The sequence below is a fragment of the Vibrio sp. 05-20-BW147 genome (assembly GCF_013369385.1).
Lineage (GTDB): Bacteria > Pseudomonadota > Gammaproteobacteria > Enterobacterales > Vibrionaceae > Vibrio > Vibrio floridensis.
Window position 1 is genome coordinate 1 of sequence record NZ_SZTO01000025.1, and the last position, 16451, is coordinate 16451.

Genomic DNA, 16451 nt, shown 5'->3' on the forward strand with positions numbered 1-16451 from the left:
CTGTTGAAAACATCGCGTTGTTTAGACGTTTTGTCATGAATATGCTCAAGCAATGCGACTGTGGTGCTCCGAGCCAAAAAGTGAAGATGAAGAAAGCGGGTTGGAACGATGATTATAGGGCAAGAGTCTTCTTGGGGTTATAAATCCACCAAAGTATGCTCCCGCCCTGGGGTCGTTCCATCGTTATCTTTAAGAAGCAAATCCACCTGAATTTGAGAGCCATATTTTTCTTTAAGCTGTTCGATAACTTGCTGAGAACCAAAGAACTGTTCAACAAAATGCTCTGGTAAGATTCTTCTTCCTTCGACCTTCTCTCTTGCCTTTACAAAGTTCCACGCCAACTCCGGTCGTTGATAAACAAAAACAATTAATACCATCCTGTCCTTTTTTAGTGAGCGTTCGATGTTTTTATCCGCGACATGAAAACTCGCCAACGTTCCATCCAGAAGAAAGCTCTGGTTATTCTTAAAAATCATATCCATAGCACGTTCGACAAGTGTAATCACCGCCGCTTGGAATAAGTATGAATTGTTCCCATTGTAATCTTCAAACTGCTCCCTTAAGTCATCGGGATCTAGGCGCAAGACATGCCCACCATCTTCCGTTAAAGCTGCGACCAACTCCTTAGAAGATTCAGTTTTTCCTGCACCTGGAGATCCGCTCATAAACACAGAAACTGGCTGCTGATCTGGAACGTAGATACTGGTGTCGGTCAACCTGCGACAAATCCTAGTGCGGTTTTTCTTAGCAAATTCTAAGGCCTTTATCTTAATAGCCAATTCTCCGGGTGAAAGTTCCATTTCATCTACTCCAGTGGAAAGAAATCACCTGTACCCAAAAAAGACACAAGTAAGTTTCACGTTATATCGTTTTGCAGCTTTTAGCTAATCAACTTCTTCAAAACGCACTATATCAATCACATCTTTAGATACCCGTATCTTCGGCAATTTTGAGCGCATCTTCGAATCTCCTAATGCGAGCAAGAAGTCAGAAATTCGTTTATAGCAAGTATTTCAAGAAGGGAAGAGCCCAAAATGATGACGATACAGAAGGGCTCAGTGCGGGAGTTGCAGGGCTTTGATGTTTTAGGCATGCCATTCATCGTTAATGATTGACTAGCAGAATAGAATTATCTTGTATTAAAACCGCCTTCTTAGAAGGCGGTTTTATATTGCCATAAATACTTATATCGCAAGAGTACTGCCAATATCATTTATCACTAATGCTTGGCTAAACGAGAACATAGACATCCTCGTTTTCCACCAGCACTGGCCATGTCGTTAATTTGACCGATTCATCTTCAAAGCACTTACCTGTTTTTAAGCAAAAATGCTGTTTATACAACGGAGAGGCAACGCAGAGCTCACCTTGGATATCCCCGACAATGCCGCGGCTTAATACAAAAGCTTTGCCAATCGGGTCCCAGTTTTGTATCGCAAACACCCCCTCCTTAGGCACATAGAACATCGCCACTTGCTCATCATTCAATAACACAGGATGGCCATGGTCACTTTTCAGTTCATTGAGATGGCAGATAAATTGTTTACTTTGCATCGCTTATTCCTCCAGTTTGACAGGGATACGTTGGCCACGCGTACGTTGGTAGCCCAATAGCGTGCTCTGCTGGGTTGAGTTAATGAACGGTCTGAAACGCATCAATTTTTCAGGGTTGGTTAAGGTTTGCTTCCACTCACAGTGATACGTGTCCACGACATGCGCCATTTGCTGCTCAAGTTGCTCACACAGATGGAGCGAATCGTCCAGAACGACGCTTTTGAGATAATCCAATCCGCCATCAAGATTCTCCAACCACACGGAGGTGCGTTGCAAACGATCCGCCGTGCGCACGTAAAACATCAACACACGGTCGATCAGCCTAATCAGCTCTGCTTTACTCAAATCAGCCGCTAACAGGTCGGCATGTCTTGGACGCATGCCACCGTTACCACACACATACAAATTCCAGCCTTTTTCTGTCGCGATCACGCCTATGTCTTTGCTTTGCGCTTCAGCACATTCACGCGTACACCCTGATACGGCAAACTTCAGCTTATGCGGCGCTCGCAGCCCTTTGTAACGATTCTCAAGTTCAATGGCTAGACCCACTGAGTCATCCACGCCATAACGACACCAAGTAGAACCAACACAAGATTTCACCGTGCGCACGGATTTGCCGTAAGCATGGCCGGTTTCAAATCCAGCATCGATCAGGGTTTGCCAAATCTCCGGTAACTGCTCCACCTGAGCACCAAACAGGTCAACGCGTTGACCACCGGTGATTTTTGTGTAGAGATCGTACTGGCGAGCCACCTCCCCTAACACGATGAGCTTCTCTGGGGTGATCTCGCCGCCAGGGATACGGGGCACAATTGAGTAAGAACCGTCTTTTTGCAGATTGGCCATAAACGCATCATTGGAATCCTGCAAAGGTGAATGTTCCGGCTCCATGATGTGCTCATTCCATAATGACGAGAAAATCGACCCTGCAGTGGGCTTGCATATGTCGCAACCATGCCCCTTACCGTGCTTCGCCAACAAACTATCGAAATCGCGAATTTTATCGACTTGGCAAATGTGATAAAGCGCCTGCCGCGTTTGGCTAAAGTGCTCACAAAGCTGGGTATTCACTTCTAAGCCCATCACGCTCAGTTGCTGATCAAGCACCGATTTGACCATGGCACTGCACCCGCCACACCCGCTGCCGGCTTTGGTCTGCGCTTTTAACTCGCCAAGCTCATGCGCTCCCGCCTGAATCGCGCTGATCAGATCGCCTTTGGTAACGTTGTGACATGAACAGATCACCGTGTTGTCACTGACATCCCCTTTTAGCGCACTGGTGTCAAACAGCAAACTGACCGCAGGCTGCGGCAGTGGGGTTTTGTTCAAGTAGCTTTGCAGCAGCACATCATAATCTTGGTTGTCGCCGATTAAGATCGCGCCTAGCAAGGTGGTGCCGCTTTGATCCACCACCAATTTTTTGTAGATGCCCGCAGCCGCATCATGCAGTACCATTTCCGTCGCCTTCGGTGTGGCTTTATGCGCATCACCTATCGACGCCACATCTACCCCCAATAATTTGAGCTTGGTGCTCATGTCTGCGCCGCTAAACTCAGCCTCGCTGCCCCCTCTCAGTTGCTGCGCCACTACTCGCGCCATCGCATATCCAGGTGCCACCAAGCCGAAGATTTTTCCTTGCCACAGTGCACACTCGCCAATGGCGTAAATCTCGCTATCACTGGTTTGGCACGCGTTATTGACCACGATGCCACCGCGCTCGCCCAGCTCAAGGCCACAATCGCGAGCCAGTTGGTCTCTCGGTCGAATGCCCGCCGAGAACACGATCACATCCACTTCCAGCGGCGGGGCATCTTTAAACACCATGCGATGGTAAGCCGTTTCACCATCAATGATTTTTTCAGTGGCGGTTGAGGTATGCACCGTTAAGCCAAGTTGCTCAATTTTGCTTTTCAGCACCGCGCCTGCACCCTCATCAAGTTGGACTGGCATTAAGCGTGGCGCAAATTCAACAACATGCGTTTCTAAACCAAGCAGCCTTAGGGCATTCGCCGCCTCCAAACCGAGTAACCCTCCTCCAATCACGGCGCCTTTCTTCGCACCAAGACACGCTTGCTTAATCTGCGACAGATCATCCAAGGTTCGGTAGACAAACACCTTGCTGCGCTCACTTCCTGCCATCGGGGGCACAAATGGGTAAGAGCCGGTGGCAAACACCAATTGGTCATAACTCAGTTGGCTTTCATCTTCCAATGTGACTCTTTTGCTTTGTCGGTCAATGCCCACCACCGCAACACCCAGTATCAGCTCAATGCCATGCTTCTGATACCACTCTTCACTGCTGAGTAATAAGTCTTGGTGGCTTTGTCCTGAAAACATCGCCGAGAGGTGAACTCGGTCATAGGCGACGAATCGCTCTTCCCCTATCACGATAATTCTTTTTTCTAAATGGCTGCCACTGGCGACGAGCTGCTCTACCAGTTGATGACCTACCATGCCATTGCCAATGATCACTATGCTTTCCATGCGTTTGTCCTCAGGCTGTTTTTATCGGTTTTGCTTGCGAGTGTTGAGCGGTGCGCGCCGTTGCCGCTTCGCCTTTGCTTTGCTTCTCGTATAAGAATCTCAACACGGCTTGGCGATAGTGTTGGTATTGCGGGTCGTCCGCCAAAGCGACGCGATCACGTGGTCTTGGCAACTCAATCGGGAGAATTTCACCAATCGTCGCCGCGGGGCCATTGGTCATCATGACAATTTTGTCGGAAAGCAAAACCGCTTCATCGACATCGTGCGTAATCATGATCACCGTGTTGTTGAGCTCGGCTTGAATGGCCATCAGTGCATCTTGCAATCGCGCGCGAGTCAGCGCATCCAACGCGCCAAACGGCTCATCCATCAGCAGCACTTTAGGTTGTAAGGCCAACGCTCGGGCAATGCCCACCCGCTGTTTCATACCACCTGAGATTTCATCCGGCTTTTTATCGGCGGCGTGCGCCATTTGAATCAAATCCAAATAGTGGTGCACTTGCTCTTTCACCCACGCTTTGCTCTGACCTTGGGCAATCTGCTTAACCGCCAACTCAACGTTTTGATAAACGGTTAACCAAGGCAACAGCGAATGGTTTTGGAACACCACGGCGCGCTCAGGCCCCGGGCCACTCACTTCTCTACCATCGACAATCACACCACCATCGGTCGGCAGATGCAGCCCAGCGACCAAGTTCAGCACGGTTGATTTTCCACAGCCTGAATGGCCAATCAGTGAAATAAACTCCCCTTTTTGGATCTGCATATCGACGTTTTTCAGCGCGATAAACTCCCCTTGAGGGGTGGGAAAGCGCATCCCAAGTTGCGTCAGTTCTAAAAACGATTTAGACATAGTGCCGACTCCTATCTTAACGACATCTGTTTGTTCCACGACAACCAACGCTGGCATTGCAACATGCCGCGATCGAGCAGAAGACCAATCAAGCCAATCACAATCACGGCCACCATGATGCGGCCAAGTGAATCAGAGCTGCCGTTTTGAAACTCATCCCAAACAAACTTTCCTAGCCCTGGGTTTTGCGCCAACATTTCTGCGGCGATCAACACCATCCATGCAATGCCCAACGAAAGGCGTAATCCGGTAAACATCATTGGGATGGCCGATGGAAGCACGATGATGCGGATGTGTCGCCACCATGAAAGCCTCAGTACTTTGCTCACGTTGAGGAGATCTTTATCGACGCTGGTCACGCCAACCGCCGTGTTGATCAAGGTTGGCCACAAGCTGCATAACGCCACGGTAAACAGCGAGTTGACGAAAGACTTGGCAAAAAGCGGGTCATCACTGACGTAGGTTGCACTGACCACCATGGTGACAATCGGCAACCACGCCAAAGGTGAAACCGGCTTTAACAATTGGATAATTGGGTTGAACGCCATGTAGAGCCCTTGGTTTAGCCCAAGAATAATGCCAAGTGGAATAGCAATGAGACTTGCCAACATAAACCCGCAAGCCACCGTCACCAAACTGGTGATGATTTGGTCGAAAAAGGTCGGTTTGCCGGTATATGGGCGAATTTTCACTTCCGCTGTAGGATCTTTTGCCAGCTTGGCTGCGTTGCGTTGCTCCTGCCGCTCAATAAAGCGCTGCTCCTTTTCGCGCTCATTGTGGTGCTCTGTGAGCAAATTAGAAAACTGTTGAAAGGTATCCACCGGACCTGGCAATGTGCCAAGCGACGTTTCGACTTGGCGTGCACTTAAGTGCCACGCCAACAAAAACACCAATAAGCCAATCAGGGGCAGTAGAATCAGCCGACTCTTGTCCGCCACCGCCTGTGAACTGGGAATAAGTGAAATAACATTTCCTGACATAACGACTCCTTGCTATTCATTGATGCGTTAAAGTGACTCAGAGCCTTTCAGGCCAATGGAGAACTGCTGCAGATAAGCGTTGGGGCTACGGCCGTCATAGCGGATCTGATCAATGAAGTGGGTTTGCGGTGGGCGAAAACCACTTTCTTTGGCAAAGTCAGGAAAATCGCTGGCGCTCAATGTCCCTTCTTCGATTAGCGCTTCTGCCGCGCGTTGATAAATCTCTGGTCGATACACCTGCTTGGCGATGTCCATGTACCATGAGTCTGGTTTCTGGTGTTCGATCTGTCCCCAACGGCGCATTTGTGTGAGGTACCAAATCGCGTCGCTGTAGTAGGGATAGGTGGCGTTGTAGCGAAAGAACACATTAAAATCGGGCACTTGTCGCTTATCGCCTTTTTCGTATTCAAACGTGCCAGTCATGGAATTGGCGATCACTTCCGCATCGGCGCCCACGTACTCACTGCGTGAAAGTAGCTTCACGGCTTCGGCGCGATTGCGGTTATCGTTTTCATCTAACCAATGCGCCGCACGGATCAGGGCTTTGACCACGCGGATATGGGTATTGGGGTACTTTTCCGCCCAATCTTGTGCAACACCAAATACCTTCTCTGGGTTGTTTTTCCAGATCTCATAGTCGGTCACCACGGGCACGCCAATGCCCTTAAACACCGCTTGTTGGTTCCAAGGTTCGCCAACGCAATAGCCTTTGATGGTGCCCGCTTCCATGGTGGCTGGCATTTGTGGTGGCGGCGTGACGCTGAGCAGCACGTCGGCATTAATTTGGCCACTGTTGTCGCCTTTATGCGGCGCATAATAGCCAGGATGAATCCCTCCAGCCGCGAGCCAGTAGCGCAGTTCGTAGTTATGTGTTGAAACGGGAAACACCATGCCCATATTGAACGCTTTGCCTTGGTCGCGATAACTGGTTACGACAGGTTTAAGGGCATCGGCTTTGATGGGGTGAACGGGTTTACCGTCACTGTCTTTGGCCAAATTGGGCTTCATTTGCTGCCAAACATCGTTCGACACAGTGATCGCGTTACCATTGAGATCCATACTGAATGCGGTGATCACTTTGGCTTGCGTGCCAATGCCGATGGTGGCACCCAGTGGTTGGCCTGCCAGCATGTGCGCGCCATCCAGTTCACCATCAATCACGCGATCGAGCAGCACCTTCCAGTTGGCCTGCGCTTCTAACGTCACATACAGCCCTTCATCCTCAAAAAATCCTTTTTCATAAGCGATCGCCAACGGTGCCATGTCGGTCAATTTGATAAAGCCAAACTTTAAGTCCTCTTTTTCAGCCTCGCCAACGTCTGCGAGTACAACCGGTGGAGCAAACGCCAACCAACTTGTTAATACGCCAACTGTCCATCTCTTTTTCATCGATTTTCTCCAAAAAAAAGCGCCACGACTCCGAGGAGTCGTAGCGCCGTTGCTTTCTCTGCAATTACCGCCGTTGATAATTGAGATTCGCCATTCAACAATGTGTCTAACTAAAACTATTCAATTAGTGTGCCAACGATATATTTAAATAAAATCAGTATGTTATCGCCACGTTCTTTGCTGCTTCCTGCATCACTGCTTTGATTTAGTGCACGTCGCACCAATTGCACTTTTTTCTCTTACCCCCAAAGTAGTAGAACAGCCTTACAGTGTGGTTAACGTCGCAATCACGTTTTTCGCAACTTGCAGCATGGGTTGACTGGTTTGCATCGCGGAACGACGCATCGCTTGATAGGCGGTTTCTTCGTCCACTTGTTGAAACTTCATCAGTAGACCTTTGGCTTTTTCAATCACTTTTCGCTCTTGCAATTTGTCATTTAAAAGCGCCACTTTCTCCTCCACCAGCAAGTAACTTTCTCTTAGTTGCGCGGCGTAGTCGATCCAAGGCGCTAAGGGCAAAGTGTTTTCTTCTGGTAAAAACACACAGTCGTGACAATCTTTTAACTGATTGAATTGTTGGAAAAATACTTGACGAAACAAGACCAGAACCGGCCGCTTTTGTTGACGACAATACTCAATGATCAACCGCACTTCAGCACAAGGGGCGGACCATCCGACGACGACGCAGCTTTCAGTTTCTCGCCGCAGGATATGTTCCAATTGCCCAAGCTGACACCCCAGCACTTGGTCATATTCTTTCGCCAATCGCTCGGCTAAATGCGCTTGTTGTGTTAATGAATCGCAGCAAACAATCATCGTCCTTTGATAAGACTTTTTCGTCATAGACATTCCTTGTCGTTTTCGTTATTTCACTATGACATAACAAGGAATGTGCCACCTTGGGGAACGGGTCCATCGATAGCGCACAAATAGCGCAAAAAGAACAGCCAAGGCAGACTGACCTTGGCTGTAATGATTATGGGATTCGTGGCAATGCGCCACTAGGATTTGAGCTCGCGACGGAAAAACTCCACGGTTCTTTGCCAAGCCAACTCTGCCTCTTCTGGCGCATAACGGGCGGTCGAGTCGTTATGAAAGCCATGATTGACCTTCGGATAGATGAAGGCGTTGTAGCGAGCATTCATGGCTTTTAAATCTTGCTCATAATCAGGCCAAGTGGCATTTACTCGTTGGTCGAGTTCGGCGAAATGGAGTTGAAGGGGCGCTTTGATGTCAACCCGTAACGATTTGTCTGCTGGTGTGCCATAAAACGGTGCCCCAGCATTTAACTGCTCACCCATAACGGCCGCCAACATGTTCACCACATAGCCGCCAAAACAAAAACCAACCGCTCCTAGCTTGCCATTGCTCAGAGTATGCGTTTTGAGGTATTGCGCCGCGGCGATGAAATCTTGCTCTATTTTTGCTCTATCGAGGTTCTTTTGCAGCTCACGGCCTTGGTCATCATTACCGGGATAACCGCCGACAGGCGCTAATGCATCCGGTGCAAAAGCGACAAACCCCTGCTTGGCTAAACGACGTGCGACATCTTGGATGTAGGGGTTGAGGCCACGATTTTCATGCACCACGAGCACCACTGGTAGCGGCGTGGTCAGTTGCGTTGGCACCACTAAATAGCCTTTGCCTTCGCCATGGCCTTTTGGTGAGGGGAACGTTTGATAACTGGCTTTGATATCGGGGTCATTAAACGACACTTGCTCCGCCTTTGCGTAATCCGGCAGCAGTGCCTCGGTTAATGTCGCAACGCTAAAGCCAAGCACCGCCAACCCGGCTAGGCGATTTAAAAACTCACGGCGGTCAATCTTGCCATGCGCATACTCGTCATACCAATCAAAGGCTTCTTGTGGGATGGGTTGCTTTGTTGCTGAATTCGATGTTTTGCCAACCATGCTGTTCACTCCTAAAAATAGAAAAGCCAAACGGGGCAAATAGGCACCGTTTGGCTTTAAAGATAGTTAACACCCTTGTATTCGACAAATATCCCCGCGCGGTAAGTTGCCGCGAACTAGGCTGCAATACTAAGCCGAGATATTGACCGCCGCGCAGTATTGACGCCAAAAATCATGCGCCTTTTCCAATGCCGCTTCTCGATCTTGCAGTTCGGTAAACAGCAGCGCGGCTAAGGTTGCCACGATGGTGTTGGCCATCAGGTTCTTCTCGTCGTCCGGCGTTGCAAACGGACAGTTCTGCACAATCGCGATGTCTGAGCACATTTGCTCAGTCCAATAATGGGAGGTGACCCCTTCCGGACCACTGAACCACACGGTTTGGCTCACTTTGGGATTAAACTCCGACTCTCCCGACTGGCCTTTAAATGAGATCACGCCGTGCTCGGTATAGCCAATTTCATCTTCCACTTCCGCGTGCAACTGCTGGAACCCGGGGTGGAAACTACCACGCAGGCCGATTTTCGCCCCGCCTGGGTTAAGCGCCCGAACCACGGTGTTGATCGGAGTTCTCAGACCATAACGGCTTTTCCAACCAATCATTTTCTCCGCCATCGGCGCAAAATTGCGCAGCGGCAGATAAACGATGCCATCTTGCTCAAGCACTGTTTTCGCTTCTTGCGTAGAGCCCGCCTCACGCACACCTACCGCCTCTAAATAATGCTCTGCATGTTCACGCCCTGCGGGTTTGTCGTTGTATCCGTGGAGCAGAACTTTGTAGCCATTATTGGCAAAAATTTTTGCCGCAAGAAGATGCCAAGGCTTACCCGCCGAGGCGCGTTTTCCCGCATAACAAGGCCAGTCTACGTCTGCACCAAGGTTAGGCACTCGACTTTGGAAAGCTTTAACAAATCCCGCGATCTCTTGGCGAGTCTCATTTTGTACGCGGATCAGCATCAGCAGCATCGCCATCTGGTCATCCCCCACTTGACCATCGAGATACTCATCCATGACTTGATAGGCTTGTTCAAACGTTAGGGGTTTGCGCCCACGCTCACCGCGTCCAACCGTGCGGATACATTCCAAAATTGTGCTCATACTTCCTCGTTGTTCTTTTGCTGCTTAGCGGCGGTCGTCCTTCTGGCTGCTAACACTCATTCATCAATCACTCATCAACAAATGAGGCGTTAGCCATGGGCGCGACTGCCGCAAGGGTGGTCTTTAATCTTTCCCGCAGTTTGACGACTTCCCCCATAATGATCAATGCCGGACTCACTCCTTTTAGCGCCACTGCTGTTTTTTCCAACGTGGCCAAGGTTGTCACGTACGTTTTCTGCTCAGGTGTCGAACCTTGCGTCACGATAGCGACCGGGAAATCTCCACGAACCCCCTGCCCACGCAAACCTTGTTCGATCGCGCGTGCTGATTCCAATCCCATGTAAAACACCAATGTTTGACCCGCTTCAACAATAGCAGACCAAACAGGAAGTGACCCCGTCACCACAGTGCCAGTCACTAGCGTGACACTGCGAGCAACTTCTCGGTGCGTGAGCGGAATGGCGCAGCTCGCCGCACAGCCTATGGCGGCTGTGATGCCGGGAACCACACAGTAACGAATGTTGTGCTCTACCAGCGCTAACGCCTCTTCGCCGCCACGGCCAAAGATGAAGGGGTCACCCCCTTTGAGCCGAACGATTTTGCGTCCAAGTTGCGCAAAGCTGACGAGGATCTGATTGATCTCATCTTGCTTTAGACTCGGCTCGCCACAGCGTTTACCCACATAAATTTTGTCCACGTGCTCTGGTACCAATGCCAGAATTTCTTTACTGACCAAGCGGTCATAAACCAACAGATCGCACTGTTGCAGCGCATTGACCGCCTTCACCGTCAGCAGTTCAGGATCGCCCGGCCCTGCGCCGACTAAGTAGACAAAACCCGATGCCGCCGCCCCAGTTGACGTTGGGTGACTCTTGGCTTGCAAACCGCGTGATGAGTGGTAACAAATCGCATGCTCACTGTAGCTGCGATCGCGTAATTGAGTGCTGATACTTGTATCCATAATGCTTTCCTTCGTTGCCGAGTGGATTAACGGCTTGGCTGCACGATGGCAGGGGCAAAATATTGTTTGAGCTGCGGAATGCACGACCCGCAATTGGTGCCACACTGGAGCTGGTTTTGCAATTGCGTCAGCGTGGTCACGCCCTCTTGTTCAATCGCTTGTTCTATTTGCCTGTCCGTCACGCGCAGACAACTGCACACAAGCTGGCTAACTCGTGTGGCGAAGCCCGCTTGCATGAGTGCTTGCCAGTTGATGGGTTCACCAATGAGCTTTTGTAACTGTTGATAGTCCGCGTTGAGTGGCTGTGACGAGGCGATGAAGATCGCTTGTAACTTGGCTTGGTTTCCTTCGTCTGTGTCACTTTGCAGTTGTAGCGTGATCCAACCGAGTTCATGCTGCCAACTCACGCGGCGAACCTGACTGACCGCCGGCAGATTTATCTCCGCCAGTTGCTGTGGTGGCAGCGTTAAGCTTGCAACGCGCCATACTCCGGATTGGTCCTGATGTTGGTATGCGCAATAGTCTGTTGCTATCGGAGGCGAGAAATCGCTGATCATCACACCAAAGCTGACGACCGGTGCTTTTTCTACCTCAACAAGGCTGGATTTAAACGCTGGCTGGCCCGAGATAGGGTCGCCCGTGGCACTGACCACAGCGTTGACTTGGCTCTGACCGCCATAGCGCCCAGCCCAATGCATGGACATAAACAGCTCACCAAAGGCCATCGACTCATCAATGACCACCTTAGCCAACAGGGATTGCAGAGTGTCGGGATTGGTAATGTTTGCCAGCTCTCCTGCTTGCAATTCAAGCTTTTCAGCCGACAGGCTATTTAGATAGACGGAAGGCTCAAGCTCACTTGCGGCCAGTTTCTCAATGTGGCCCGTGCGTGTCATGGTATGCCATTGATCACGCTGACGTCCGCTATTTAAGCGCCAGAGTCCACGGCCAGTTGACTCATCGCTGCTGTTTGCCAACTCCGTCACGGCGACGAATCTGGCTTTACCATCGGGATGAGAGAAGCGACCATCCGCGTAGGGTGACTCTCCTCCCCATTGGGTTGGTCGCCACTGCTCGTAGGCTTCGTCACTGAGATTCCGATATTGAGCGAGATCCAACTTGTAATGACTGCCACTATTGATGGAAGTAAGCCCTGCAAACTCACGGAAAATCGCCGCTTCAGATTCAAACGCAAAGCCATTCTTCACCTGCAACTTTTGCGATAAACGCGCGCCCACTTCACAGATGGCTTGCCAATCGGGTTTGGCTTCTCCTGGAGGGGAGATAAATCGACGCTGACGCGACATTCGCCGCTCAGAATTGGTGACCATGCCTTGCTTTTCTCCCCATCCAGCGGCGGGAAGCAGTAAATCAGCGTAGTGTGCAACGTCTGAATCGGCAGTAATGTCTGACACAATCACACACGGGCATCGTTCAAGCGCTTGGCGTATCCATCGGTTATCAGGCATTGAAACCACCGGATTGGTGGCCATGATCCACAACACTTTGATTTCCCCTCGTTCGACAGCCTTAAACAGATCCAGCGCTTTTAAACCGGGTTGTTCTGCAATGCGCGGCGATTGCCAAAACTGCTGCACAGCACGGATGGAATCAGGATCAAAACCTCGGTGAGCCGCCAACTGATTCGCGAGCCCACCCACTTCTCTTCCCCCCATGGCATTGGGCTGACCCGTCAACGAAAAGGGCCCAGCGCCGCGCTTACCAATTTGCCCCGTGGCGAGATGTGCATTGATGATGGCATTGGCTTTATCCACCCCGTTTTGCGCTTGATTGACCCCTTGGCAAAACAGCGTCATCGTCGCGTTGCTGCGTGAAAACCATTGATAGAAAGTGCGCAGCGCTTGAACTTCGATGCCACAGTTAAACGCCACTTGCTCCAATTGATATGCCCCGCTCGAAACCAAAGCCTGTAGCGCGGCAAACCCTTGGGTATGTAACTCAATGAACTCGGTATCGATGCCTTTGTCACTGCCTTGCTGCTCAAGCAAATAAGCAAGCAAACCATGAAACAAGGTGACATCGCTGTCATTGGCGATGGGCAAATGCAGGTCCGCTTGCTCGGCGGTGACGGTTTTACGTGGGTCAATCACCACCAACATGACGCTTGGATTGCTCTCACGGATCTGCTGAATACGGCGAAACAACACGGGATGGGTCCACGCTGTGTTGGCACCACTGATCACGATCAGCTCCGCATGTTCGAGATCGTCATAACTCACGGGGACGACATCTTCACCAAACGCTCGCACATGAGCGGCGACCGCCGAGGACATACATAAGCGCGAGTTGGTGTCGATGTTTGCACTGCCCACATAACCCTTCATCAACTTATTGGCAACGTAGTAATCTTCGGTCAGCAATTGCCCTGATACGTACATGGCCACAGAATCCGGACCGTATTCTTCCATCGCCTGATGAAATCGCTGCGCAATCCAATCGCTCGCCTGCTCCCAACTGATTTGCTCATCAGCGAGCTTGGGATAAAGCAAACGGCTCGGCATGTTTAAACTCTCCGCCAACGCCGCGCCTTTTACGCACAATGCGCCATGATTGGCAGGATGTTCTTTGTCTCCCACCAGCTCATCTGGCTTCACCTCCACACCACAACCTACCCCACAGTAAGGACACGTTGTTTTGCTGCATCCATGCATAGATAACTCCTTTAAAATGAAAAAAGCCCCTTCCGTTTCCAGAAGAGGCTTCGTTGCCGTGACGTTGCTTAGTTTGTTTTATTGTTCAGCGCGCGACGCGTGACTGTAAAAAGTAATAGCAAAGCAAGTGCCAAACCAAACAGTGTAATCATTTCAATCAATTAGCTCACAGTTATCGCGATACTCATATTGATAATGCACAATGGCGGTGCACAATGTTGCCTTATTGTGCATCTGTAGAGACAGGGTTAAACGCTGTACGACACATCACCAAACGGCTTTCACCATCATCAAAATAGTTCTCTTCCTCGGTGAGGATTTCAAAGCCACAGGATTGATAGATGGCGCGCGCTGGCAAATTGTCTGGCGCAACCGTCAAATAGATTTTTTGGTAATGCGACTGACGCGCTAGCGCATACTTCACCAATTGTTTAGCAATTCCTTGCCCTTGGTATGCGGGCGATACTGCCAACGACAGCATCCAAGCTTCATTGCTGTTGTCTGCCTTAGGCACAATCAGCACATACCCCGCAATCTGATGCCCACACTCAGCCACCATAAAACCACTGCGCCAGCAATCATAAGCTTGGCGTAAAAAGAACGCAGGATAACCGTGTTGAGCGAATAACTGTTTTTCCATCGCCTCAATATCGGGCAATTGTGAACGTTGGATATTTGAAAAAGAAAGACTCATCTCGTTCGCCAAAAAAGGGTTAATGGCCGTAACCTTAACCGAGAGCGCAAGTGATGACTAGCTCTAGATGCATACAAAAAGTGATGCTGATCAATTCGTTTAAATACAACAACTTGCATTAACACAAATTGTACATTTGGCAAAGTGTGCAAAATAAATGCAAGTGCACAATTTTATAAATCCCACCTCTGCACAGTGTGATTTGGCTTCCGCCCCCCCATTAATGACATTCATATTATTGATGGATTTTTTATCATTAATGACGCCGAGCTACTAAGCGTTGTTGCTTAAAGTCACTCCGTTAAAGCGACCACACTTCACGCAGGCAAGCCCTTTTGAAGTCATACCGATAATAAGAGACATACCCTATGAAACCGTCAAAATTCGTTTTTCTCTCTGCTGCCATCGCTTGCAGCCTCTCCAGTACCGCCAATGCTGACGCCATTTTGCATGCATTTAACTGGAAGTACTCCGACGTCACGCAAAACGCCTCGCAAATCGCGGCGGCGGGTTATAAAAAAGTGCTGATTTCGCCAGCACTGAAATCGAGTGGCAATGAATGGTGGGCACGTTATCAACCGCAAGATCTGCGCGTAATCGATTCCCCACTTGGCAACAAAAGTGACTTAAAATCCATGATTGATGCTCTGAAGGCGGTCGGCGTTGATGTGTATGCCGATGTGGTGCTTAACCATATGGCCAATGAAACATGGAAGCGTGAAGACTTAAATTACCCTGGCAGTGAAGTGCTGCAACAATACGCAGCTAACACCAGTTATTATGCGGACCAAACGCTTTTTGGCAATTTAACGGAAAACCTATTCTCTGGCTTTGACTTCCACCCAGAAGGCTGTATTAGCGATTGGAATGATGCCGGCAATGTTCAGTACTGGCGTCTTTGTGGCGGCGCAGGTGACCGAGGGCTGCCAGACTTAGATCCGAACAACTGGGTGGTGTCACAGCAACGTTTGTATTTGAATGCGCTAAAAGGTTTAGGTGTGAAAGGCTTCCGCATTGATGCGGTTAAACACATGAGCCAATATCAAATCGACCAGATTTTCACTGCAGAGATTACCGCCGGAATGCACGTATTTGGTGAAGTGATCACTAGTGGTGGCAAAGGCGACTCCAGCTATGAGAATTTCTTAGCGCCTTATCTCAACGCCACCAACCATTCGGCTTACGATTTCCCACTGTTCGCCTCTATTCGCAATGCCTTCTCCTACAGCGGTGGCATGAACATGCTTCATGATCCACAAGCCTATGGTCAAGGGCTTGAAAACGCACGTTCAATTACCTTTACCATCACGCACGACATCCCAACGAACGACGGTTTCCGTTATCAAATCATGGATCCGAAAGATGAAGAGCTGGCTTACGCTTATATCCTCGGTAAAGATGGCGGCACACCTCTGATTTACAGCGACAACTTACCTGATAACGAAGATCGCGATAATCGCCGTTGGGAAGGTGTTTGGAACCGTGACCTAATGAAGAACATGTTGCGCTTCCATAACCAAATGCAAGGGCAAGAGATGACGATGCTGTACAGCGACCAGTGTCTACTGATGTTTAAGCGCGGTAAACAAGGGGTGGTCGGCATTAATAAATGCGGTGAAGAGCGCTCTCATACTGTTGACACCTATCAGCATGAGTTCAACTGGTATCAGCCTTACACAGATACACTCACTGGCGTGACTGAAACCGTGAGTTCGCGTTACCACACCTTCCGAATTCCAGCTCGCAGCGCGCGCATGTACATGCTCTAAACGTAGAGCAAGTATGACACCAAAAAATCGGCACCTGAGGTGCCGATTTTATGATTATTATTCCAATCAATGGTTCTAGAAGCTCGA

At 49.8% G+C, this 16451-nt stretch carries 12 protein-coding genes and 2 pseudogenes; 2 read left to right on the top strand and 12 right to left on the bottom strand.

The genetic code is table 11. The annotated features are described in order from the left end of the window. A pseudogene (locus FC652_RS17885) lies at positions 1–143 on the top strand (ISAs1 family transposase); the annotation flags it as partial. Here the strand turns inward: FC652_RS17885 and FC652_RS17890 are convergent. From FC652_RS17890 to FC652_RS17945, 12 genes and pseudogenes are all read right to left on the bottom strand, one after another. Next, the gene (locus FC652_RS17890) at positions 138–800 is read right to left on the bottom strand and encodes a zeta toxin family protein (RefSeq protein ID WP_176299642.1); all 663 of its coding nucleotides are present in this window, start codon (positions 798–800) and stop codon (positions 138–140) included. The pseudogene FC652_RS17885 and the gene FC652_RS17890 sit on opposite strands and share 6 nt — an antisense overlap. Positions 801–1230: 430 nt before the next feature. Further along, the gene (nirD, locus tag FC652_RS17895) at positions 1231–1554 is read right to left on the bottom strand and encodes a nitrite reductase small subunit NirD (protein ID WP_176299643.1); all 324 of its coding nucleotides are present in this window, start codon (positions 1552–1554) and stop codon (positions 1231–1233) included. Positions 1555–1557: 3 nt separating this feature from the next. Next, positions 1558–4041, bottom strand: coding sequence for a nitrite reductase large subunit NirB (nirB, locus tag FC652_RS17900; RefSeq protein WP_176299644.1), 2484 nt, complete (start codon positions 4039–4041; stop codon positions 1558–1560). Positions 4042–4051: 10 nt separating this feature from the next. After that, positions 4052–4894: an ABC transporter ATP-binding protein gene (locus FC652_RS17905; protein ID WP_011081348.1), complete on the bottom strand. Its 843-nt coding sequence runs from the start codon at positions 4892–4894 to the stop codon at positions 4052–4054. Positions 4895–4905: 11 nt separating this feature from the next. Continuing rightward, positions 4906–5874, bottom strand: coding sequence for an ABC transporter permease (locus FC652_RS17910; protein ID WP_011081349.1), 969 nt, complete (start codon positions 5872–5874; stop codon positions 4906–4908). 27 nt (positions 5875–5901) lie between these two features. Beyond that, entirely contained in the window at positions 5902–7263 is a 1362-nt protein-coding gene (locus FC652_RS17915) for a CmpA/NrtA family ABC transporter substrate-binding protein (protein ID WP_255199185.1), read from the bottom strand. A 264-nt stretch (positions 7264–7527) separates the two neighbouring features. Continuing rightward, positions 7528–8106 (bottom strand): ANTAR domain-containing response regulator, encoded by a 579-nt coding sequence (locus tag FC652_RS17920; RefSeq protein WP_255199186.1) that lies wholly within the window; start codon positions 8104–8106, stop codon positions 7528–7530. A gap of 158 nt (positions 8107–8264) precedes the next feature. Beyond that, positions 8265–9173, bottom strand: a complete 909-nt coding sequence (locus FC652_RS17925; protein ID WP_176299646.1) for a dienelactone hydrolase family protein — start codon at positions 9171–9173, stop codon at positions 8265–8267. A gap of 129 nt (positions 9174–9302) precedes the next feature. Continuing rightward, positions 9303–10271 (bottom strand): annotated as a pseudogene (locus tag FC652_RS17930) (glycosyl transferase family protein); the annotation flags it as partial. Positions 10272–10335: 64 nt separating this feature from the next. Continuing rightward, positions 10336–11229, bottom strand: coding sequence for a uroporphyrinogen-III C-methyltransferase (cobA, locus tag FC652_RS17935; protein ID WP_176299648.1), 894 nt, complete (start codon positions 11227–11229; stop codon positions 10336–10338). 26 nt (positions 11230–11255) lie between these two features. Then, on the bottom strand, positions 11256–13901 hold the full coding sequence (locus FC652_RS17940) for a nitrate reductase (RefSeq protein ID WP_176299649.1): 2646 nt from the start codon (positions 13899–13901) through the stop codon (positions 11256–11258). 223 nt (positions 13902–14124) lie between these two features. Then, positions 14125–14595: an N-acetyltransferase gene (locus tag FC652_RS17945; protein WP_176299650.1), complete on the bottom strand. Its 471-nt coding sequence runs from the start codon at positions 14593–14595 to the stop codon at positions 14125–14127. Positions 14596–14963: 368 nt separating this feature from the next. On the opposite strand from FC652_RS17945, the gene FC652_RS17950 reads away from it, so the two are divergent. Continuing rightward, entirely contained in the window at positions 14964–16364 is a 1401-nt protein-coding gene (locus FC652_RS17950) for an alpha-amylase family protein (RefSeq protein WP_011081357.1), read from the top strand. Positions 16365–16451: the final 87 nt, after the last annotated feature.